We start from the raw sequence: 22,279 nt of genomic DNA on the forward strand, positions 1-22,279 counted from the left end.
GGTTCGCAAGTCTCCCGCCCGCCCGCCGAAGGCGCGTCCGTTAGTCGCCAAGCAGCGGCCCTATGCGGTGGTCCTCTCCACCTCGGACAGCTTTCGATCAGACGGACCGCGCGGAGCGTCGTCGCGAAGCCGAAACGGTAACACATCACAGCATCCGGGCTCCGCGCCCGGCGCTCCGCCCGCCCTTTCCACCCTCGCCCTCATGCGGCGGGGCGCTTCCGCTTGCCCGGCGCCTGCCGCGCGCCTACCTCCGCGGTTCACGCCGCCGGAGCCCGACATGACCGCCTTCGACTACGACCTCTTCGTCATCGGCGCCGGCTCGGGCGGGGTTCGCGCCGCGCGGCTGGCGGCGCTGGACGGCAGGCGCGTGGCGGTGGCCGAGGAGCATCGCGCCGGCGGCACCTGCGTCATCCGCGGCTGCGTGCCCAAGAAGTTCATGGTCATGGCCTCGGACTTCGCCCACCAGTTCCACATCGCCGAAGGCTACGGGTGGACGATTCCTGAGCCGACCTTCGACTGGCCGGCCTTCATCCAGACCAAGGACGTCGAGATCGCCCGCCTGTCGGGCATCTACGCCGCCAACCTCGGCAAGGCGGGGGCCGAGCTGATCCACGGCCGCGCGGTGCTGAAGGACGCCCACACCGTCGAGATCGTCGGCAAGGACCGGACCTACACCGCCGAACGGATCCTGATCGCCACCGGCGGCCGGCCGTGGGTTCCGCCCGAACTCCCCGGCGTGGAGCACGCGATCACGTCCGAGGAGGCCTTCCACCTGCCCGAGCTGCCCAAGCGCATCCTGATCGCGGGCGGCGGTTACATCGCGGTCGAGTTCGCCGGCATCTTCGCCGGCCTGGGCGTCGAGACGACCCTGATCTATCGCGGGCCGAACATCCTGCGCGGCTTCGACGACGACGTGCGCGCGCATCTGGCCGCCGAGATCGAGAAACGGGGCGTGAAGGTCATCCTCGGCTGCCAGCACGACCGCATCGAGAAGACGGCGACGGGTCTGGTGAACCACCTGGAGAACGGCCACGCGGTCGAGACCGACGTGGTCATGTTCGCCACCGGCCGCATTCCCTACGTCCGCGATCTGGGGCTGGAGACCGCGGGCGTCGAGCTGACCGACGACGGGGCGATCAGGGTGGACGCGTGGTCGCGAACCACCGCGGAGAACATATGGGCCATCGGCGACGTCACCGACCGCATGAACCTGACGCCCGTCGCGATCCGCGAGGCCGTGGCCTTCCACTCCACCGTCTTCCGCGACCGGCCCATGAAGTTCGACTATGAGGCGGTCGCCACGGCCGTCTTCAGCCAGCCGCCCGTCGGCACCGTCGGCCTGTCCGAGGCCGAGGCGCGCCGGGCCTGCGGCGGGGGCGTGGACGTCTACATGACGCGGTTCCGGCCGATGAAATACGCCTTCACCGGCTCGGACGAGCGCATGCTGATGAAGCTGGTGGTCGATCGCGAGACCGACCGCGTCGTCGGCGTGCACATCGTCGGACCCGACGCGCCGGAGATCATCCAGGTCGCGGCGATCGCGGTGAAGGCCGGCCTGACGAAGGCGCAATGGGACGCCACCTGCGCGGTGCATCCGACGGTGGCGGAAGAGCTTGTGACCCTGCGCGAACCCGTCCGGCCGCAGGACACGTCGCTGGGCTAGTGCGGGGCCACGTCCGGCGGCGGCGTGGTCAGCCACGGCGCCAGCCGGAACCGCCGCGGCGGCGCGCCCACGGTGCGGGTGGTGATGAACTGGCGCGCGAAGGTCACGACGCCCCGGATCGTCTGCTCGTCGAACGGCTTGCACACCGCGCCCAGGGCGCCGGAGAAGCCTTCGGGGATCTGCTCCGGGTTGGCGGTCAGGAAGATCACCGCCGCGCCGTGCCCGGCCACCAGCCGATGCGCGATCTGCGGCCCCGTCATGCCGTCCATCAGGTTGACGTCGACCAGGGCCAGATCCGGCTTCTCGCGTTCGGCCACCGCGAAGGCCCCGCGGGTGTCCACAGCGACGCCCACGACCTCGCAGCCCGCGTCGAGCAGGATCAGCTCAAGCTCCATGGCCAGCAGGGCCTGATCTTCCACGATCATGACCCTCAGCCCCTCGACGCCCGTCACTGTTCGCATCCCCCTCGCGCCTTCCGCCCCGCCTTCACCATAAGTGTCAGCGAGCGGACACTTGCAACGTGGCGATGGCGGCTTGGTTCGCCGTCCGCTATGAAATTTTCCGGGGAATCAGGGCGTCGGAGTTCAGTGATGGCGGAAATGTCGCTTGCGGGTCTCATGGGGCCGGGCCCCACCGGTCCGGACGCGTGCTGCCGATTTCTCCAGACCCTCATCTCGATCCGCCTCCGGACCGTCGACGATCCGGAGTCGCGGCGACATCTCGGCTGGATCAGCGACATGGCCGCCGCCGTCGGCCTGCTGAGCGAGCGTCATGGTCAGGGCGATCCCTTCGACGCCTACGTCGAGGAGGCGCTGGCCTTCTGGCGTCGCAGTCTGGAATCCCGCGGCATCCGCCTGGAAGTGCGCGGCCGCGTGGGCGACCTGCCCGAGTCGCAGCGTCTGCCGCTGGCGGTCATCCTGCACGAGCTGCTGACCAACGTGACGCGCCACGCCTTCGCCGAGGGCAAGGGCGGCGCGGTCGCCGTCGCCTTCTCCGCCACCCGGTCGGGCCTGAGCCTGGTCGTGCGCGACACCGGCGCGGGCGCGGCCGTCCCTCGAAAGGGCGACGGCCTGTCGCTGATCGAGGGCCTCGTGGCGGGCCACGACGGCACGATGGCGCTGGAGACCTCGCCGGGCGCCGGCTTCGCCGTGCGGATCGGCCTGCCGTCCGGCGCCGAGCGCCTGAACTGAGGCCCTACTGCTCCTGCATCACCCGGCGGGCGTTCACCGCGAACGTCAGGGGATCGTCGAAATAGCCCTGCTTGCCCGGCGCGGCCGCACAGACCTGACCGCGCACGTCGTCCATCAGCGCCCCTGGGTTGATCGACGTCCAGCTGCCGTCGCCGACGAAGTCTTCCGAAGCCGAGCTGCCGTCGATGTAGAAGAAGCTGGAGCGCACGGTCTTGTATCGCGACTGGGAGCAGTCGACGTCGACCAGGGAGGTGGCCCAGTCGAACTGACCCGCCTCGGCCTGCACCGCGACCAGCGCCGTGTTGATCTGGCGCATGTTGCCGTTGATGCGCATCGAGCCCCAGTCGACGGCCATCACGGCGCTGTCGGAGATGGCGATCGCCTCCCACTCGTCCGCCGCTGCGGCGCCGGCGCTCAGCATCAGGGCGGCGGCGCCCACGAACATCGATTTCAGCATGGTCGGATCCCCTCCACAGCGATGCCGCGAACATCGCTCAGCGGAAGCCTCCCGTCGAGACGGATTTCCTCTCCGTTCCTGACGGCCCCTCACCCGGCCAGCACGTCGACGGACATGCGCCCCAGGAGGGCACCGCCCTGACCGATCGCGGCCAGCCGGCTGGAGGCGTGGCCCAGCACGTTGGCGGCGTAGATCTCGTACAGCGCGATGCGGCCTTCGAGGAACACCGGGTCGCCCTGCCCGGCCTCCAGTTCGGCCCGCGCCTCAAGCGCGCCGCGCGCCAGCATCCAGCCGCCGATCACGTCGCCCATCAGCTTCAGATAGGCGTCGGCGCCCGCCAGCACGTCGGCCGCGCGCGCCGGATCGGTCTTGGCGTCCAGAAGCCAGAGCGTGGCGTCCTCGACCGCCTCGACGGCGGCCGCCAGACGTTCCACCGGCTTGCCGGAATACAGCCGCGGCAGGCGGGCGAGGTCCGCCTTCATCTCGGCGACGACCGCCCGCGCCGCGTCGCCGCCGTCCTGCGAGAGCTTGCGGCCGACCAGGTCCATGGCCTGGATGCCGTTGGTGCCCTCGTAGATCGGCGCGATGCGCGCATCGCGATAGTGCTGGGCGGCCCCGGTCTCCTCGATGAAGCCCATGCCGCCGTGCACCTGCACGCCCATCGAGGCCACTTCGACCCCGACGTCCGTCGACCAGGCCTTGGCGATGGGGGTCAGCAGGTCCTCGCGACCCTTCCACGCGGCGCGCTCGTCCGCCGTGGACGCGTGCCGCGCCAGATCCGCGGCCACGCCGCAGGACAGGCAGATGGCCCTTGCGGCGGCGATCTTCGCCTTCATGACGGACAGCATGCGGCGCACGTCGGGATGATCGACGATCGGCGCGTTCGCCTCTCCGGTCAGGGCGCTGCGGCCCTGACGACGCTCCCGCGCATAGGCGAGCGCGCCCTGGTGCGCCCGCTCGGCGATTCCCACGCCCTCCACGCCCACGGCGAGGCGGGCGGCGTTCATCATGACGAACATGTGCGACAGCCCCTCGTTGGGCTTGCCCACCAGTTCCGCCGTCGCGCCCTCGTAGCTCATCACGCAGGTGGGCGAGGCGTGGATGCCCAGCTTGTGCTCCACGCCGACGGGACGGAACGCGTTGCGGTCGCCCGTCGACCCGTCGGGCTTCACGAGGAACTTGGGCGCGAGGAACAGGCTGATGCCCTTCGGCCCCGGCGGGGCGTCCGGGAGACGGGCCAGCACCATGTGGACGATGTTGTCCGTGGCGTCGTGGTCGCCCCATGTGATGAAAATCTTCTGGCCCGTCAGGGAATACGTCCCGTCGCCGTTGGGCGTCGCCGTCGACGTCAGGGCGCCGAGATCGGTGCCGGCGTGCGGCTCGGTCAGGACCATGGCCCCTGTCCACTCACCGGACACCAGCTTCGGCAGGTAGACCGCCTTCTGGTGGTCCGTGCCGTGCTCTTGCAGGGCTTCGATGGCCGCCAACGACAGCATCGGACACAGGCCGAAAGCCATGTTGGCCGCATGCACGGTTTCGTAGGCGGCGAGTTCCAGCGCTTTCGGCAGCCCCTGCCCGCCATGCGCCGGCGACGCCGTCAGGCCGGTCCAGCCGCCCTCCGCGAACTGACGATAGGCCCCGGCGAAGCCGGGGGCGGCGCTCACTGCGCCGTTCGCATACTTCGCCCCGGCCAGATCGCCGGGCCGGTTCAGCGGAGCCAGCACGTCCTGCGAAAATGCGCCCGCCGCGTCCAGCACGGCGTGCATCAGATCGTCGTCGTAGTCCGGAAACGCTCCCGTGGCGGCGAGGCGATCGATGCCGGCCACGGCCTTGAGCGTGAAGGCGAGGTCGCGAATGGGGGCGCGGTAGGTCATGGAACCCTCTTGAAGTCATCACGTCTTGGCCTGACGTGGCGCATGCCCCAAGGTGCCCCGGCGCCGCAGCGGAAGGGAAGGCCCATGAGCGAACCGCGTCACCGCTATTCCACGGTCTCCCTGACCCTGCACTGGCTGACGGCCCTGCTGGTGGTGGGCCAGATCGTCCTGATCTCGGTCGCCGAAGAGGTCAGCGGATCGGAGCGCGGCTTCTGGATGATGCTGCACAAGTCGGGCGGCGCGACCATCCTGATCCTGACGCTCATCCGGCTGGGCTGGCGCGCCGCCAATCCGGCCATCCGGCTGCCGGCGACCACGCCGAGGTGGCAAAGGCTGGCCGCGCGAGCGACGCACGTGCTGTTCTACGTCCTGCTGCTGGCGCTGCCGCTGACGGGCTGGCTGGCCGGGTCGGCGGCGGGGCGCGGCTTCGAATGGTACGGCCTGTTCGACTTCCCGCTGCTGCCGATCGGCGGCGGGCGCGATCTGGCGCGGACCCTGATGGACGTCCACGAGGCGCTGCCGAAGCTGCTGTACGTGCTGCTGTTCCTCCACGTCGCCGGCGCCCTGAAGCATCAGTTCGTCGACAGGGACGACGTGCTGCATCGGATGATCCCGGCGATCCCGCGACGGCCATGAGCGATCCGACGGCGCGGGCCGCGGCCGCGCTGGCGGCGGGCGAACTGATCATTCTGCCGACCGAGACCGTGTACGGACTCGGCGCCGACGCGGCGAACGCGCAAGCGGTGGCCAAGGTCTTCGAAGCCAAGGGCCGGCCGAGGTTCAATCCCCTGATCGCCCACGTCGCCGATGCGGCGCAGGCGGACCGGATCGCCGTGCTGGACGCCGCGGCGCGGCGGCTGGCCGCGCGGTTCTGGCCGGGCCCGCTGACCATCGTCGCCCCGGCCCGCGAGGGGGTGGGGGTCTGTGATCTCGCGCGCGCCGGACTGGACAGCGTCGCGGTGCGCGTGCCGGGCCACGCGACGGCGCGGGCGGTGATCGCGGCCTTCGGCGGAGCCGTCGTCGCCCCGTCGGCCAACCGGTCGGGCCGACCCAGCCCAACGACCTTCGCCGACGCCGTCGAGGAGACGGGCCATGCCGTGGCCGAGGCTTTGGACGGCGGGCCCTGCGCCGTGGGCCTCGAGAGCACGGTCGTCTCGGTGCTGGACGGGCGGATCGCCCTGCTGAGGCCGGGCGCCGTCACGCGCGTCGAGCTCGAGGCCGTCGTCGGGCGCCTGTCCGAGGTGGGGGACGGACGGCGCTCACCCGGCCGTGTGGCCCTCCACTACGCGCCCGACGCCCCGGTCCGGATCGAGACGACGCAGACGGCCCCGGGCGAGATCCTGCTCGGTTTCGGGCCCGGCGTGGGCGACCCGCGCTGGAGCCTCAGCCCTTCGGGCGACCTGCGCGAGGCCGCGGCCAACCTGTTCCGCCTGCTGCGCGAGGCCGACCGGGAGCGGCCCTCGGCCATCGTCGTGGCGCCGGTGCCGAAGGACGGACTGGGAGAGGCCGTGTTCGACCGGCTGCGGCGCGCGGCCGGGCACGTCGGCTGATCCGGCGGGTGTGCCCCGCGAAACTCGGCAGGCCGCATCGGCCCTCAGGCCAAGGGCAACCACATCACGGCGCCATCGTCTCCACGCCGTCCCCCGTGCCGATGATGGCTTCGTCCGCAAGGTCGAGGAATAGGCCGTGCTCCACCACGCCGGTGACCAGCTTCAGGTCGTCGGCGAGACGGGCGGGGTCGTGTATGACGCCGCATTTCGCGTCATAAATCAGGTTGCCGCCGTCGGTCCGGACCTGCCCCCTTTCGGCGGTGCGGACACGGGCCGGCAAGGCGACGTCGTGGTCGATCAGGACGTCGGCGATCCGGTTGCCGGTGGTCTTGTGGCCGAAGGCGACGACCTCGATCGGAAGGGGAAAGGCCCCGAGATGGGGCACCACCTTGGCGGCGTCGGCGATGACGATGCAGGTCGACGACGCCTCCCACACCAGCTTCTCGCGCAGCAGGGCCGCGCCGCCGCCCTTGATCAGGGCCAGACCGGGCCCGATCTCGTCCGCGCCGTCGACGGTCAAGTCGATGCGCGAGACGTCCTCCAGCGTGACGAGAGGCAGGCCCAGCTCGCGGGCGAGGTCGGCGGTGGCCTCGGAAGTGGGGACGCAGCGCAGGTCCGGCAGATTGCGGGCGGCCAGCGCCTTCACGAACCAGGCGGCGGTCGAGCCGGTGCCGAGGCCGACGGTCATGCCCGCCTCGACGCGCAGGGCGGCGGCTTCGCCGGCGGCTCTCTTCTGCGCGTCGGCGCTCACGCCTTGGCCGCCTTCTTCGCCCGCATCGTCTCCATGAAGCGGGCGGCCCAGCCGGGCTTGGCGGTCTGCGGCGCGCGGGACAGGGCCAGGTCGCCGGGCGCGACGTCCGACGTCACCACCGAGCCTGACCCGACCATGGCTCCGGCGCCGATGGTGACGGGCGCGACCAGCGAGGTGTTGGAGCCGACGAAGGCTCCCTGCCCGACTTCGGTGCGGTGTTTGAAGAAGCCGTCGTAGTTGCAGAAGATCGTGCCCGCCCCGATGTTGGCGCCCGCCCCCACCACGCCGTCGCCCAGATAGGACAGGTGGTTGGCCTTCGCCCCGGCGCCCATCGTGACGTTCTTCACCTCCACGAAATTGCCGACCTTGGCCTTGTCGCCCAGCTTCGCGCCGGGGCGCAGACGGGCATAGGGACCGACCTCGGCGCCGGAACCGACCTCGGCGCCCTCAACATGGCTGAAGGCGCGGATCTTCGCGCCGGCGCGCACGACGGCGCCGGGGCCGAAGACGACGTAGGGCTCGATCACGGCGCCGGGCTCGACCGCCGTGTCCCAGCTGACGAAGACGGTGTCGGGGGCGGGCATGCGGACGCCCGAAGCCAGTAGGTCTTCACGCCTCACCTTCTGGAACAGGGCCTCGGCCTGGGCCAGCTCGCCCTGGGCGTTGACGCCCATGACGGCGTCCTCGTCGGCGAAGACGGCCCGGGTCGGCTCGCCGCGGGCGCGGGCCAAGGCGACGACGTCGGTGAGGTAGTACTCGCCCTTGGCGTTGTCGTTCTTCACCTCGGCCAGCAGGTCGAACAGCAGGCGCGACGGCGCCGCCATGACGCCGGAGTTGCAGGCGGTGACCTTCAGCTGGTCCGGCGAGGCCTCCTTGTGCTCGACGATCGCTTCCAGCCCGCCGTCGGCGTCGATCAGCAGACGGCCGTAGCCGGTGGCGTCGCGCGCCTCGAAGCCGACCACGGTCAGGGCGTCGCCGAAGACCGGCTCGATGTCCGAGGCCTTCAGCAAAGGCACGTCGCCGTAGGTGACGACCACCTGGCCGTCGAAGTCGGCCATCAGTTCACGCGCGGCCAGGACGGCGTGGCCGGTGCCGAGCGGGGGATCCTGCACCGCGACGGCGCCGCCGCCGAGCCGTTTCTCGACGTGCGCGCGGACTTCCGGCGAATGGTTTCCGACCACCACGATCACCCGCTCGCAGCCCAGCCCCTCGGCCGCGTCGATGGCGTGATCCAGCATGGCGCGCCCGCCGACGGGGTGCAGCACCTTGGGCAGACCGGACTTCATCCGGGTGCCTTGGCCGGCGGCGAGGATGATGGCGGCGCGACGGGTCATGCGGGCTCCGGATTCGACGTTCGCCGCGTTTTACGGCGGCCCGGACTCAAATAGAACCACGCGCATGAAAGACCTGAGCGGCTGGACTTTCGCCTTCGACCTGGACGGGACCCTGGTCGAGACCGCGCCCGACCTGATCGGCACGCTGAACCGGCTGCTGGCGGCGCGCGGGCTTGCACCGCGGCCGGTTTCGGCGGCGCGCCACCTCGTGGGCCACGGCGCGGTCGCCCTGCTCAAGGACGGGTTCCGCGAGGCCGGCGCCGAATGGGACGCGGCGGAAGAGCCGACGCTGCTGGCCGCCTTCCTCGACGACTATCTGGCGCACATCTGCGACCACAGCCACGTCTATCCGGGCGTTGAGGCCGCGCTGGACCGGCTGGCGGCGCGCGGCGCGATCCTGTGCGTGGCGACCAACAAGCCGACGCACCTGTCCCTGGCCCTGTTCGACCGTCTGGGACTGACCGGACGTTTCGCGGCCATCTGCGGCGCGGACGCGGTGTCGGCGCGCAAGCCCGACGCCGCGCACATCCGCGAGACGGTGGCGCGGGCCGGCGGCGACCCGGCGCGCGCGATCATGGTCGGCGACTCGATCACCGACGTGTCGGCCGCGCGGGCGACGGGCGTGCCGGTCATCGTCACGACCTTCGGCTACACCGAAATCCCCGCTCACGACCTCGGCGGGGACGCCGTGATCGACGGGTTCGGGGAGCTGGAAGGGGCGGTCGACGCGCTCATCGCACGCGGGCTTGCTTACCCGAACGCTGCGGGCTATGTCCCCGCCTCCTGAAACGGCCCGGATGCGTAGCTCAGCGGGAGAGCACCTCGTTCACACCGAGGGGGTCACAGGTTCAATCCCTGTCGCATCCACCATTCAGGGTCGGTGGCGCTGATTGAGGAGACGGCCCGGTCGCGTTAGACGAAGGCATGTCCAGCACGACGCGCGCGCTCATCCCCGAAGCCGTCAGGGCGATCCAGAACGGCGACTGGCTCACGGCGCGCAGCCGCCTGGAAGCTGCGGAGATCGCGGGATCGGTCGACGCCGACCTGCTGTCCCTGCTGGGCTACGCCTGCCACAAGCTGGATGATCCGGAGGCGGCTCATGGGGCCCTGGACCGGGCGCTTCGGATGGACGGCTCCAGCATTCGCGCGCTTCTGACGAAAGCGGACCTCCTCGCAGCCCAAGGGGCACGGCGGGAAGCGAACCTGTATTACGGTGCGGTGGTGCGAGGTGGCGAGGGCCGCGCCCTGTCGCCCGACCTTGCCCACGGCGTGCGTCGCGCGAAAGCCGTGCAGGAACGTCTGGCGGGGGAAATGCGGGCGCATCTCCGCGCCGAGCTGGAACGCTCAGGCTACACTGAGGTTCGGTCGGACCGTCGGTTCACCCACGCCCTCGATCTGCTGGAGGGCCGCCGGCAGGTTTACCCTCAACAGCCGAGCGCCTTCTATTATCCCGAACTGCCCACCATCCAGTTCTTCCCGCGGGACCGGTTTCCGTGGCTGGAGGCGGTGGAAGTGGCGGGCGACGACATGCGGTCGGAGCTGCACGCAGAACTGGCGCGAGGCGGCTTCGCCCCTTACCTCCAGACCGTCCCGGGCATGCCCAATCAGGACTACCCGCTGATCGACAGCCTGGACTGGAGTTCGTGCTTTCTGGTCAGGGACGGGGCGAAGACCGAAGCAGCGCAGAGGTGCCCCCGCACGATGGCGGCGCTGGCCGACGTTCCGCTTTGCACGATCCCCGGACGCTCGCCGCAGATCATGTTCTCGCAGCTTCGTCCCGGCGCGCACATCCGGCCGCACACAGGTGGGGTGAACACCCGGCTGATCTGCCATATGCCGCTGATTGTGCCGGACGGCTGCTGGTTTCGGGTGGGCAACGAGACACGGTCGTGGGAGCGTGACGAGGCATGGGTGTTCGACGACACGATCGAGCACGAGGCCAGGAACGAGGGGACGCAAACCCGGGTCGTGCTGATCTTCGACGTCTGGCGCCCTGAACTGAGCGTCGAGGAGCGTGAGCTCGTCACGGTCCTGTTGCAGGCCTTGGACGCGTTTCAGCCCGGCGCGGCCTGGGACTGAGGTCCGGATGGTCGCGCTTCGGCCTTGATCCACAGGCAGAAGCCCCGCCCCTTTTGCCGAACCCCTGCCCACGCGGCGTCGCGTGGCGCCTGAACTGGACGCCTGATGCCCTTTCCCGCCAGCCATCCCGCGCTCGACCGAGCCCTGACCGAGCGCGGCTATGACGAGCCGACCGCGGTTCAGTCCGCCGTGCTGGAGGCCGAGCCGGGCCGCGACCTGCTGGTCTCGGCGCAGACGGGGTCGGGAAAGACGGTGGCCTTCGGCCTGGCGCTGGCCCCCACCCTGCTGGGCGACGCCGAGCGGTTCGCGGACAACGCCGCGCCCGAGGCGCTGATCATCGCCCCGACGCGCGAGCTGGCGCTGCAGGTGTCGAAGGAGTTGGAGTGGCTGTACGCCAGGGCGGGCGCGCGGATCGCCACCTGCGTCGGCGGCATGGACCCGCGGGCCGAGCGTCGCGTGCTGGAACGCGGCGCCGCCATCGTGGTGGGCACGCCCGGCCGTCTGAAGGACCACGTCGAGCGCGGCGGGCTGGATCTGTCGCAACTGAAGGCCGTGGTTCTGGATGAGGCCGACGAGATGCTGGACATGGGGTTCAGCGAGGACCTGACCTTCATTCTGGACCAGGCGCCGGCGGAGCGGCGGACGCTGCTGTTCTCGGCCACGATCGCGCGCGAGATCGCGCAGCTGGCGAAGACCTATCAGCGCGACGCCATCCGCATCGACACGACGTCGAAGACGGTCGCGCACGGCGACATCGCCTACAAGGCCATCCGAGTCGCGCCGCACGAGATCGAGCACGGCGTGGTCAACGTGCTGCGCTGGTTCGAAAGCCCCGGCGCCCTGGTGTTCGCCAACACGCGCGAGCGGGTGAAGCACCTGACGGCGTCCCTGCGCGAGCGCGGCTTCCAGGTCGTGGGCCTGTCCGGCGAGCTGACGCAGTCACTGCGTTCCGAGGCGCTGCAGGCGCTGCGCGACGGCCATGCGCGGGTATGCGTTGCCACCGACGTGGCGGCGCGCGGTCTGGACCTGCCGGACCTGGGTCTGGTGATCCACGCCGAGATCCCGGTGAACAAGGCGACCCTGCTTCACCGCTCGGGTCGGACCGGCCGCGCGGGCAAGAAGGGCACCTCGGTGCTGATGGTCAGCCACACGCGGCGCCGCAAGGTCGAGCTGATGCTGCGCTCCGCCAACATCGAGGCGGAATGGTCGGGCCCGCCGTCGGCCGACGAAATCCGGGCGAAGGATCAGGAGCGCATGCTGACCGACCCGGTGCTGACGGCCCCGGCGGACGACGAGGCGCTGGAGATGGGCCGCAAGCTGCTGGAGCGGTCGAGCCCCGAACAGGTCGCGGCCGCGCTGATCCGGCTGTATCGCGAGAAGCTGCCGCCGCCCGAGGACGTCCAGGACGACGCGCGAATGGCGCGCACGATGGAGGGCGAGCGCGGACGCCGGGAACGCGAGCCGGTCGACTTCGCCCAGGGCGGCGACATGAGCTGGTTCCGCATCAACGTCGGCCGCGAGAAGAACGCAGACCCGAAATGGCTGCTGCCGCTGATTTGCCGCCTCGGCCACGTGACCAAGCGCGACGTCGGCTCGATCAAGATCTTTGACCGCGAAACCAAGTTCGAGATCACGCAGGACGCCGAGGCCAGGTTCCGCGCGGCCATCGCGAAAGCGGGCGACGAGGACGTGTCGATCAGCGACGCCGTGGCTCCGGCGCCGGGCGAGAAGACCGCACGGCCCAAGCCCTTTGCCAAGCCGCGCCGCGACTTCGACGGGCCGAAGAAACCTTGGCAGCCGCGGCCCGAGAAGCCGGCGGAAGCCGCGCCGCCGGACGGCGGCAAGCCGAGGTGGGTGAAGCGGACGAAGGACGATCCGACGCCTCCCGGCAAGAAGCCGTGGGTCGAAAAGCCCAAGGGCGACAAAAAGCCTTGGACGGGCAAGGCGAAACCGTATCAGGCGAAGCCCGGCGCCAAGCCGTTCAAGGGCAAGCCGAAGCGCGCCTGAGGATTGCGCCGGCCCTGTAACCGTTTACGCTGACGCCAAACAAGAAACCGGCGTGGGCGGATAACGAGATGGCGGGCGTTAGGCTGAGCGGCGTGAGGAAGAGCTTCGGCGCCGTCGAGGTGCTGAAGGGCGTCGACCTGGAGATCGCCGACGGGGAATTCGTGGTCTTCGTCGGACCTTCGGGCTGCGGCAAGTCCACCCTGCTGCGCACCATCGCCGGACTGGAAGAGCTGGACGGCGGCGCGGTCGAGATCGGCGGACGCGACGTGACCGGACTGTCGCCGTCGGACCGCGGCATCGCCATGGTGTTCCAGTCCTACGCCCTCTATCCGCACATGACGGTGCGCGAGAACATGGGCTTCGCCCTGTCTCTGGCGAAGGTCGACAAGGCCGAGGCGAAGCGCCGCGTCGACGCGGCCGCCGAGGTGCTGAACATCACCGACTATCTGGACCGCAAGCCCAAGGCCCTGTCGGGTGGGCAGCGCCAGCGCGTGGCCATCGGACGCGCCATCGTGCGCGAGCCCGAGGTCTTCCTGTTCGACGAACCGTTGTCGAACCTGGACGCCGCCCTGCGGGTCCGCATGCGCTACGAGTTCGCGTCGCTGCATCAGCGGCTCGGCACGACGATGATCTACGTCACCCACGACCAGGTGGAGGCCATGACGCTGGCAGACCGGATCGTGGTGCTGAACGCCGGCAGGATCGAACAGGTCGGCGCGCCGATGGAGCTCTACGAGCGCCCCGCCAATCGCTTCGTCGCCGAGTTCATCGGCAGCCCGAAGATGAACCTCATCCCGGCCGAAGTGCTGGAGGCCGGCAGCGGACAGGTGACCGTGAAGACCGCGTCCGGCGCCGTCCTGCCGGCGTCGGTGAAGGCCGGCGCCGCCAGGGCAGGGGACAAGGTGACGCTCGGCGTCCGGCCCGAGCATCTGTCGACCGAAGGCCCCGGCGGCGCCCTGACGGCGACGACCACATTCGTGGAGACCCTCGGCCACGCCACCTATGCCTATCTCGAAGGCGGTGAGGGCGAGACGCTGACGGCCCAGCTGGACGGCGCCGCCCGACCCGCCCAGGGTCAGTCACTGACGCTCAAGGCGCCGGCCGAAAAGGTGCAGCTCTTCGACGCCGACGGTCGGGCGTTCGAGCGGGCCTGACGACGGCTTCGCCCGGGGTCGCTCAGCGCATCTCCACCTGTGCGGCGCCCGCCGGCACCTTCAGGACGTGTCCTTCCCACTGCGCCGCGCGGCCGTCGATTCGCACGCGGGCGGGGACCGGCTGATCGTCCGGCCAGTGCAGCTCGAACCCGCCGGGGGGAGAGGCGACGCCGGTGAACGTCAGGGTCCAGACGCCGTCGTCGCGCTTGAGGTGCCAGCTCAGCATTCCGTGGGCGGTTCGCAGGTCGCGGACGCCGACGCCGGTCTCCGACGCCATCCAGTCGAACGGCAGGCCGGCGGCCAGAACCAGAACCCCGTCGTCCACCCGCTCGTACACCAGCAGCTCGATGGCCGAACGGATGTAGTCCGAGCTGATCCAGGCGTGCGGCATGTCGCCGATGAAGCGCGGCTCACGCTCGTGGTGACCCACCACCTCGGCCCAGCCGTTCCACGCTGCGGGGCGCATGTCGGCGAAGTAGAAGTCGAGCGCGCGCAGCGCCTCGTCGCGGCGGCCCAGGCGGATCAGGGCGCCCACGTTGCGCAGTTCGTAGGGCGTGTAGTCGCGCCACGTCATGCGGTTCTCCTGCCGCGCCGTGAAGTTCTCCCACCACTTGTCGAAGGTGCTCTGGAGCAGCGCGTGCGGCAGCTCGTCGATCAGGCCGCCCGGCGACAGGCCGATGGTCGTCGACGTGGCGTCGAAGTCGCCCCGGTCGGCGGCGCCGGCGATCCAGTCAATGCCGTGGAAGCGCGCCGTTCCCTCGATTGACGCCATGACGTCGGAATTGAACTCCGCCCCGGCCGCCCTGATGCGGGCGGCGGCTTCGGTTTCGCCCAGCGCCTCGGCGATGAAGGCCGCGTCGCGGTAGCCGACCAGACCCCAGAAATCGTCCCAGTAGGAATAGGCGGGGTCGTCGGAATAGCCCTCATGGCTGATTGTCGGCGGCAGCAGGCCGAACAGGTGACGCTTGTCGGCCGCCTCGAAATCCGGCGTGCGCGTCGAGGCGCGCAGGCCGTCCATGTAGGCGACCGCCTTCTGCACCTGCGGCCACACCCGGCGCAGGGCGGGCAGGTCACGCGTGTGGCGGTAGTTTTCGGCGGCCAGGAAGATGAACTCCCCATGGCTGTCGTTCTCCGGCACCGGATCCGAGCCGCGGGCGTCGACGCAGCAGGGCACCTTGCCGTCCTCGAACACGAAGGGCGCGTACCAGTCGAGATATGCCGCGGAGACGTCGGCATGACCCAGCCGGTTCAGACCCTCGGCCATCATGGCGCCGTCGCGGATCCACGACCGGTTGTAACTGCGCGTGCCTGGCTGGATGATCGGCCCCTGACGGGACATCAGGATGTGCGCCAGCGAGGACTTGGCCACGTCCTCGATGCGCTGGGCTTGCGGCGGCAGGATCAGGTCGAAGCGGTCCACCTTCGCGCGCCACTCGCCCGCGACGACGGCCTCCGCCCGATCGAGTATGGCTTCCACCGAGGCGGTCGGCTGAAGGTCGGGCGTCGGCCCCGCAAGCCGCGCGAGAAAGCCGAAGGTGCGGGTCTCACCGGGCTGCAGCGTGACGTCGTACAGCAGGGCGCCGGCCATCAGACCGGAGGCGTCGGATTCCACCAGCCGGTCGCCCGGCGCGCGGCGCGCGGAGGCGTCGGCGATCAGGGCCTGCGGATCGGCGCCGGCCTGAAAGGTCGCGGCCGTGACGGCGCTCGGCATGACCAGGGCCGACACCCGCACGTCGTCGTTCAGGACCAGCGTCGCGCCATTCCAGTCGAACTGTTCGATCGGGCCGACGCCGCCGGGAATGGCGAGAAACTGCACAGGTCCGTTGACCTGATACGGGCGCGCCGCCAGCGCCAACGTGAGGGTGCGTGGGCGCGACGAGGTGTTGGTCAGGTCGTATCGGCCCCACAGAGCGGCCGAGTCCGGCGTGCCTTCGGCGAAGCTGGTGATCGCCAGCGTCCAGTCGTCCGACGTCCAGGTGACGGTGGGGATCGGCAGATCGTCGTCCCGCAACGACTGCCGCAGATTGACGTCGGCCCAGGTGATCAGCCGGCCGTTGTCGACCACGAAGGGTTCGATCGAGGGCCCGGCGCGGCGCAGCTCGACGGCGCCGTCCTCGCCCATCAGGCCGCTCTCGCCGCCGCCGTCGACCCCCACCAGCGTCCAGTAGGGCTGCTCGCCCACGAAGCCGCGCGGATACAGGCCGCGCAGGTTCTCTTCCGCCACCGCCATGACGAACTTCGTCGGCGTCTCGCCGAACGCCAGCGGCTCGATCTCCACGGACGACAGGGCATAGGCATTCGCTGCCAGCGCCGGGCGATTTTCGGCCTGGGATTGATCGAAGACGCCGCTGCGCTCGACGGGCTCGCGCAGTTCCAGGCGCAGCCAGCGCGCCGAGGCCTCAGGCGTGCGCAGCCAGTCGGTCCCGCCGTCGCCGTCCGTCACCCGCGCCAGTTCCCGCCACTCCCTTCCGTCCGAAGAGGCCATGACGGCGTAGTCGCCAGCCGCGAGCCGATCCGCCCAACGCAGGGTCAGACCCCCGAACTCGCGTTCGTATCCGAGATCCAGCGTCAGGAACTGGCCGTCGCCGGGGCGGGATCGCCAAAACGTGCCGGGGTCGTCGTCGACGGCGCGCGCGGCGACGTTCAGCCCGTCGACGCTGCTGGCCTCGGCCACCGGCCGCGGCGGAACGCCCGGTTCGGGCGGAAGCTCGCGGATCTCGAGCTGGTCGACCTCGAGCGTGCCCTTGCCGCCCTGCCCCGCCGTGACCACGAATTCGATCCGCTCGGCGCCGCGGAAGGTGCGGTCCGGGTCGGGGCCCCAAGCCCAGGTTATCTGGCGCTTCTTGATGGTGAAGCGGGTCCACTCCGACGGGGCGACGAAGTTCTCGATGCGGCGCCAGTGGACGTTGCGGCCCGAGGCGTCGGCGAACTTGATCTCCAGCGTGTTGGGACGCATGTCGCCGCGCGCCCAGAAGCTGATCTCGAAATTTTCCGGCACGTCCAGATCGACGGCGCGCGCGGCGAAGGCATAGCCCGAGCGGCCGTTGAAGTCGTAGGTCAGCCGCATCGCGCGCCCGACCCGGCCGTCGACCGGGGCGACGACGGAAGACACGTCGGTGGAGGCGTCGGCCGTCCACGGGGACAGCTCCTCGAAGGCGTCGAGGATGCGCGTCTCCTGTGCGGCGGCGGGCGTGGCGATCAACAGGGCAGCGACGACGCCGGGGAGGACGCGCATGGATTCAGCTCCGCGGTGGGTCAGCCCTTCACGCTGCCCGCGAGCATGCCGCGGATGTAGTAGCGCTGAAGGGCGAGGAAGAGGATCAGCACCGGGGCCACGGTGACGACGGCGCCGGCCATCATCATCTCGGCGTCCATCACATGCTCACGCGACATGGCGGCCAGGGCCACCGGCAGGGTGTAGTTGGACTGGTCGGTCAGCACGATCAGCGGCCACAGGAAGTCGTTCCAGCTGCCCAGGAAGACGAACAGGCCGAGGGTCACGACGATCGGCTGCAGCGTCGGCAGCACCACACGGCGGAAGATCTGGCCCTCCGACGCCCCGTCGACGCGCGCGGCCTCCAGCATCTCGTCCGGGATGCTCAGCGCGTACTGGCGCACCAGGAACAGGCCGAAGATGGACGCCAGCCAGGGCACGAGCGCGCCGGCGTAGGTGTTCACCAGACCCATGGACTTCAGCATCAGGAACAGCGGCAGGGTGCCGATCTGGGCCGGCACGACCAGGGCGGCGACCAGCAGCTGGAACAGGCGGTCCCGGCCCGCGAACCGCAGCTTGGCGAAGGCATAGCCGGCGGGCACGGTGAACAGCAGGGCCAGCACGGTGGCCAGCGTCGCCAGGATCAGGCTGTTCAGCATGTAGCGGCCCATGCCCTGCGTCACGAACAGGTCGCGATAGTGCTCCAGCGTCGGCCGGGCCGGGATCATTGGCGGCGGGAAGGTCGCGGCCTCGCCCTGGCTCATGAAGCTGACCGACACCATCCAGACCAGCGGAAACAGCACGATCGCCACCAGCGCCGCGACGGCGAGGTTGGCAAGCACGGCCTTTGGGGTCCAGCGGCGGGTCACTCGTAGGCCCCCACGCGCCTGGCCACCGCCAGCTGGATCAGGGTCACGGCCAGGATGCAGAGGAACAGGACGAAGGCGACGGCCGAGGCGGAGCCGAGGTTCCACCATTTGAAGCCCTCTTCGTACATGAAGTAGAGCACCGTCACGGTCGACTGGGCGGGGCCGCCCTGGGTCATGACGTAGGGCTCGGCGAACAGCTGGAAGAAGCCTGCGACCGAGATGATGGACACCAGCAGCAGCGTCGGCGCGATGGCCGGCAGGGTCACGTGGCGGAAGCGGGTCCAGGCTCCGGCCCCGTCGATGCGCGCGGCCTCATGCAGCTCGTCCGGAACCGTCTGCAACACGGCGAGGAAGATCAGCATGTTGTAGCCGAAGGTCTTCCACACGACGAAGATCAGGATCGCCGGGATCGACGTGGCGGGGCTGCCCAGCCAGTCGACGGGCGGGATGCCGAGGCCCGACAGGGCCCAGTTCAGCACGCCGTAGCGCGTGTGCAGCAGGTAGTTCCACAGCACGGCGGTGGCGACCAGGGTGGTGACGTAGGGGGCGAAGAAGGCGACGCGCCACATCGGCCGCCAGCGCACGATGCGGGCGTTCAGCAGCAGGGCCGCCGCCAGCGAAGCTCCCACCGAGGCCGGCACGCCGATGAGGGCGAACAAGCCGGTGTTCTTCATGGCGCCCCAGAACAGCGGATTGCCGAACAGGTTCGCGTAGTTGTCGAGGCCGACGAAGCGCAGGTTGCGCAGGTCCGCCAGGGCGTAGATGTCAAAATCGGTCAGGCTGAGCAGCAGCGCCGCGATCACCGGAACGGCGAAGAAGAGGCCGATCGCGATCAGGGCCGGCGCCACGAAACCCCAGGCCGCGTGCGAGCGGTTCGCCGGTCGCGCGGCGGCGCGGCGCGGCTCGGCGGCGATGGTGGCCTCGACGGCGGTCATCCTGGTCCTCTCCGCTTCGCCCCGAGCCGACGAAAAGTCTTCGTCATTCAGGCATCAAGGCCGACGCACCCTAGGACCCTGTCTTCGTCGTGTCGACGCGGAACGGGCCCGGGCGTGTCCTTGAGGCATCACCCGCCCGCGCGGCGCCAATCAAAACAGGTTTCGCGCACGGCCGTTCTGTCGGGCGCCGACGGTTTGGGCTAACGGGACGCTCGGCTCCGGCGATCCCGCCCGCCCGCGACGCGCCTCATTCCCGCGACCCTCACAGGCTGACCGTGACCTCACCCGAAGCGAACCTCGAACACCGGTCGACGCCGTCGCGCTCGATTCCGGACGCGCTGAAGGTGCTGTACGCCAGTCTGTCGCCCGCTCGGCGCAGGGCCGTTCTGCCGCTGCTGGCCCTGATGCTGGCCGGCGCCGTGGCGGAGCTCTTCACGATCGGGGCGCTGCTGCCCTTCCTGTCCGTGCTCGCCTCGCCCGACGGCTCGCCGCTCGTCACCGCCATCCGACCCGGCCTGGACTTGGTGGGCGCGCGCACGCCGTCGCAGATCCTGTGGGCGGTCACCGGCCTTTTCGCGTTCGCCGTGCTGGCGGCCAGCCTGATGCGTCTGACGCTGCTGTGGGCGTATCAGCGCTTCGTCTACGGTGTGGCCTATGAGCTGGCCGTGAACATCTACGGCGGCACGCTGACGCAGCCCTACATCTATCACACGCGGAGCAACACCAGCGAGATCATCGCCTCTCTGACCAAGATCGAGATGGTCACGAACCAGGTCCTGATGCCCGCCATTTCGGCCCTCGTGGCGCTGGTCATCTCGGTCTTCCTGATCGGCGGACTGGTGGCGATGGACCCGTGGGCCGCCCTGGTGGCCGGCGGCGGCTTCGTGGTGCTCTACGTCGCGACGTCCTTCCTCACCCGGCGCGGACTTGATCACGCGGCCGGCGCAGTGGCGGCGGCGCAGGACCAGAGGGTGCGCATCATGCAGGAAGGTCTCGGCGGAATCCGCGACGTCCTGATCGACCGTTCACACCCCGTCTTCGTCGGCGCCTATGAGCAGTGCGAAGCCCGCTTCCGCGACGCCCGCTCGCGCATCGCCCTCTATGCCAACGCGCCGCGCTTCATCGTCGAGGGCGCCGGGATGGTGCTGATCGCGCTGGTCGCGGTGACGGTCGTCGGCCGCCCCGGGGGCCTCGGCGGAGCGCTGCCGATTCTCGGCGCGCTGGCGCTGGGCGGGCAGAAGCTCCTCCCCATGGTGCAGCAGATCTATCTCGGCTGGGCGCAGACCGTGGGCAATCGCCAGAACCTGTTCGACGTCGTCGACCTCCTGCGTGCGACCTCGGCCGGAGCGGACGTCGCGTCGACCGAAGTCTCGCCGCTGCCGTTCCGGTCGGTCATCTCCCTGGACGGCGTCGGCTATGCCTATGAGACGGGTCGCAAGGCGGCGCTTTCCGGCGTGACCCTCGAAATTCCTCGCGGCGCGCGCGTCGGCATCAGCGGCAAGACGGGCAGCGGCAAGTCGACCCTGATGGACCTCGTCCTCGGCCTGCTGGAGCCGACGGAAGGCCGCATTCTCGTCGACGGCGTCGCCCTGACCGACGCCAACCGCGCCGCGTGGCAGAAGAACATCGCCCACGTGCCGCAGGCCATCTTCCTGTCCGACGCCAGCGTGGCGGAGAACATCGCCTTTGGCGTCAGCAAGGACCGGATCGACCTGACGCGGGTGCGTCACGCCGCCGAGCAGGCCGAACTGTCCGACGTCATCGCGGCCCTGCCCAAGGGTTACGACACGCGCGTGGGCGAGCGCGGCATTCAGCTGTCCGGCGGCCAGCGCCAGCGGATCGGCATCGCCCGCGCCCTGTACAAGCAGGCCCGGGTTCTCGTCTTCGACGAGGCCACCAGCGCGCTCGACACCGAGACCGAGGTCGCCGTCATGAGCGCCATCGAGCGTCTGGACCGCGACCTGACCATCCTGATCATCGCCCACCGGCTGTCGACGCTCGAGAACTGCGACGTGGTGTTGCGACTGGAAGGTGGCCGTGTGGTCCAGCAGGCGTCCACCCATGTCTGACGACGCGGCGCCGCGGCCGGAGACGGCGGGCGTCCGGCCTCTCGTCATCGTGTCGCGGTCGCTGACCCGCGAGGTTCTGGCCGACGGCCGGATCACGTCCTCCAGCCAGAAGTTCGAACGCGGTTTCGTCCTTGGCTGCTCGGCTCGGACCCCGGTCACGGTCGTCAACGTCAGCAAGAGGGGCGACGGCGGACGGGAGGGACGAATCGGCGACATCCGCTTCCTGTCGACGACCTATGCCGGCCTGATTCCGACCCTTATTCGCGTCGCCCCCCGCGATGCGGCGGTGCTGACGACGGGGTACGGGCCGATCACCATGATCGCGCTCGCGGTCAGCCGGCTTCTCGGCAAGCGGGTGTTCGCCTTCATCTATGACAGCCATCTCAACGATCTGAACGGCAGGTCGCTGGCCGGCAGGCTGGCCATTCACGCCTACTTCGGCATCGGCTTCCTGCTGGCGCATCTGATGAACGGCTGGATCGTGCTGAACGACGCCTTCGTCCGCGCCGGCCGCCTTCCGTCGCCGCCATGCCTGAAGGTGCGCGTGGGGGTCGACCCTGCGCTTCGCCCTTCCCCGCCCCGGCCCGCGACGGCGTCGGACAGGCCGGTCTTCGTCTGGTCGGGCACGCTGAACGCCGACAACGGCACGCAAGTCCTGATCGACGCGGCCGGCAAGATGGGCGCGCGCGCGTTCGAACTGCATGTCTACGGCTATGGTCCGATGACGCATCTGGTCCAGGAGGCCGCGGCCCGCGACCCCCGCATCCGGTTCCACGGCCGTGTGGACAACGCCGAAGTCGTGGCGGCCCAGCGCCGTGCCGACGCCCTGGTCCATCTGCGCGATCCGCGGTCGGCCGGCTCGGACCACGCCTACCCGTCCAAACTGATCGAATACCTGTGCAGCGATCGTCCGGTGATCTCGAACCCGATTCCGGTGATCTCGGACGTGCAGGACCTGCTGATTCCACTCGACGCCTACGACGCGGAAGCGCTGGCGAGCACGCTGTCGGCCATCGTCGACCGACGTCTGGCGCTGCCGCGGCAGACCGGAGCGGCGGCGGTGGTGGTTGCCCGGCAGAACTGGAACACGGTCTCCGCAGAGGTGCTCGACTTCGTCAGCGCGCCGCGCTGAG

18 protein-coding genes and 1 tRNA gene are annotated in these 22,279 nt (G+C 70.1%); 11 read left to right on the top strand and 8 right to left on the bottom strand.

Annotation, left to right across the window (positions count from 1 at the left end):
• Window positions 1–277: 277 nt before the first annotated feature.
• On the top strand, window positions 278–1,663 hold the full coding sequence (gene gor, locus VGR32_RS12200; RefSeq protein ID WP_327451030.1) for a glutathione-disulfide reductase: 1,386 nt from the start codon (window positions 278–280) through the stop codon (window positions 1,661–1,663).
• On the opposite strand, the gene VGR32_RS12205 is transcribed toward gor, so the two are convergent.
• Entirely contained in the window at window positions 1,660–2,124 is a 465-nt protein-coding gene (locus tag VGR32_RS12205) for a response regulator (RefSeq protein ID WP_327451032.1), read from the bottom strand. The two genes, gor and VGR32_RS12205, sit on opposite strands and share 4 nt — an antisense overlap.
• A gap of 129 nt (window positions 2,125–2,253) precedes the next feature.
• Between VGR32_RS12205 and VGR32_RS12210 the strand changes: the two genes are divergently transcribed.
• The gene (locus VGR32_RS12210) at window positions 2,254–2,853 is read left to right on the top strand and encodes an ATP-binding protein (RefSeq protein ID WP_327451034.1); all 600 of its coding nucleotides are present in this window, start codon (window positions 2,254–2,256) and stop codon (window positions 2,851–2,853) included.
• A gap of 4 nt (window positions 2,854–2,857) precedes the next feature.
• Here the strand turns inward: VGR32_RS12210 and VGR32_RS12215 are convergent, their stop codons facing one another.
• Both VGR32_RS12215 and VGR32_RS12220 read right to left on the bottom strand, forming a co-directional pair.
• A complete protein-coding gene (locus tag VGR32_RS12215; protein WP_327451036.1) occupies window positions 2,858–3,310 on the bottom strand; it encodes a hypothetical protein in 453 nt (150 codons plus the stop codon).
• A gap of 89 nt (window positions 3,311–3,399) precedes the next feature.
• Complete coding sequence (locus VGR32_RS12220; protein WP_327451038.1) at window positions 3,400–5,184, bottom strand: acyl-CoA dehydrogenase C-terminal domain-containing protein; 1,785 nt, start codon at window positions 5,182–5,184, stop codon at window positions 3,400–3,402.
• 84 nt (window positions 5,185–5,268) lie between these two features.
• On the opposite strand from VGR32_RS12220, the gene VGR32_RS12225 reads away from it, so the two are divergent.
• Both VGR32_RS12225 and VGR32_RS12230 read left to right on the top strand, forming a co-directional pair.
• A complete protein-coding gene (locus tag VGR32_RS12225; protein WP_327451040.1) occupies window positions 5,269–5,820 on the top strand; it encodes a cytochrome b in 552 nt (183 codons plus the stop codon).
• Window positions 5,817–6,734 (top strand): L-threonylcarbamoyladenylate synthase, encoded by a 918-nt coding sequence (locus VGR32_RS12230; protein ID WP_327451042.1) that lies wholly within the window; start codon window positions 5,817–5,819, stop codon window positions 6,732–6,734. Before VGR32_RS12225 ends, VGR32_RS12230 begins: the two co-directional genes overlap by 4 nt.
• A gap of 64 nt (window positions 6,735–6,798) precedes the next feature.
• Here VGR32_RS12230 and rpiA read toward each other — a convergent pair whose 3' ends face one another.
• Complete coding sequence (rpiA, locus tag VGR32_RS12235; RefSeq protein ID WP_327451044.1) at window positions 6,799–7,485, bottom strand: ribose-5-phosphate isomerase RpiA; 687 nt, start codon at window positions 7,483–7,485, stop codon at window positions 6,799–6,801.
• A complete protein-coding gene (glmU, locus tag VGR32_RS12240) occupies window positions 7,482–8,819 on the bottom strand; it encodes a bifunctional UDP-N-acetylglucosamine diphosphorylase/glucosamine-1-phosphate N-acetyltransferase GlmU (protein ID WP_327451047.1) in 1,338 nt (445 codons plus the stop codon). The genes rpiA and glmU overlap by 4 nt, the downstream gene beginning before the upstream one ends.
• Window positions 8,820–8,883: 64 nt before the next feature.
• On the opposite strand from glmU, the gene VGR32_RS12245 reads away from it, so the two are divergent.
• The 5 genes from VGR32_RS12245 (at window position 8,884) to VGR32_RS12265 (ending at window position 14,059) form a co-directional block, all read left to right on the top strand.
• Window positions 8,884–9,606: an HAD-IA family hydrolase gene (locus VGR32_RS12245; protein ID WP_327451049.1), complete on the top strand. Its 723-nt coding sequence runs from the start codon at window positions 8,884–8,886 to the stop codon at window positions 9,604–9,606.
• Window positions 9,607–9,614: 8 nt separating this feature from the next.
• Window positions 9,615–9,689 (top strand) — tRNA-Val (locus tag VGR32_RS12250).
• 54 nt (window positions 9,690–9,743) lie between these two features.
• Window positions 9,744–10,898 carry an aspartyl/asparaginyl beta-hydroxylase domain-containing protein gene (locus VGR32_RS12255; protein WP_327451051.1) on the top strand — a complete coding sequence of 385 codons (1,155 nt, stop codon included), beginning with the start codon at window positions 9,744–9,746 and terminating at the stop codon, window positions 10,896–10,898.
• 105 nt (window positions 10,899–11,003) lie between these two features.
• Window positions 11,004–12,905, top strand: a complete 1,902-nt coding sequence (locus tag VGR32_RS12260; protein WP_327451053.1) for a DEAD/DEAH box helicase — start codon at window positions 11,004–11,006, stop codon at window positions 12,903–12,905.
• A gap of 68 nt (window positions 12,906–12,973) precedes the next feature.
• The gene (locus tag VGR32_RS12265; RefSeq protein ID WP_327451055.1) at window positions 12,974–14,059 is read left to right on the top strand and encodes a sn-glycerol-3-phosphate ABC transporter ATP-binding protein UgpC; all 1,086 of its coding nucleotides are present in this window, start codon (window positions 12,974–12,976) and stop codon (window positions 14,057–14,059) included.
• 22 nt (window positions 14,060–14,081) lie between these two features.
• On the opposite strand, the gene VGR32_RS12270 is transcribed toward VGR32_RS12265, so the two are convergent.
• From VGR32_RS12270 to VGR32_RS12280, 3 genes are read right to left on the bottom strand one after another with little or no spacing between them, the layout of a single operon-like run.
• Window positions 14,082–17,294 carry a discoidin domain-containing protein gene (locus VGR32_RS12270; protein ID WP_327451057.1) on the bottom strand — a complete coding sequence of 1,071 codons (3,213 nt, stop codon included), beginning with the start codon at window positions 17,292–17,294 and terminating at the stop codon, window positions 14,082–14,084.
• Between the two features lie 20 nt (window positions 17,295–17,314).
• Entirely contained in the window at window positions 17,315–18,142 is an 828-nt protein-coding gene (locus VGR32_RS12275) for a carbohydrate ABC transporter permease (protein WP_327451059.1), read from the bottom strand.
• Window positions 18,139–19,077 carry a sugar ABC transporter permease gene (locus tag VGR32_RS12280; RefSeq protein WP_327451061.1) on the bottom strand — a complete coding sequence of 313 codons (939 nt, stop codon included), beginning with the start codon at window positions 19,075–19,077 and terminating at the stop codon, window positions 18,139–18,141. Before VGR32_RS12280 ends, VGR32_RS12275 begins: the two co-directional genes overlap by 4 nt.
• Window positions 19,078–19,352: 275 nt before the next feature.
• Here VGR32_RS12280 and VGR32_RS12285 point away from each other — a divergent pair, with 275 nt between their 5' ends.
• Together VGR32_RS12285 and VGR32_RS12290 are read left to right on the top strand one after the other, a co-directional pair.
• The gene (locus tag VGR32_RS12285) at window positions 19,353–21,146 is read left to right on the top strand and encodes an ABC transporter ATP-binding protein (protein WP_327451063.1); all 1,794 of its coding nucleotides are present in this window, start codon (window positions 19,353–19,355) and stop codon (window positions 21,144–21,146) included.
• Window positions 21,139–22,278 carry a glycosyltransferase gene (locus VGR32_RS12290; RefSeq protein ID WP_327451065.1) on the top strand — a complete coding sequence of 380 codons (1,140 nt, stop codon included), beginning with the start codon at window positions 21,139–21,141 and terminating at the stop codon, window positions 22,276–22,278. The genes VGR32_RS12285 and VGR32_RS12290 overlap by 8 nt, the downstream gene beginning before the upstream one ends.
• Window position 22,279 lies beyond the last annotated feature (1 nt).

The sequence above is a fragment of the Brevundimonas sp. genome (assembly GCF_035935935.1).
Classification (GTDB): domain Bacteria; phylum Pseudomonadota; class Alphaproteobacteria; order Caulobacterales; family Caulobacteraceae; genus Brevundimonas.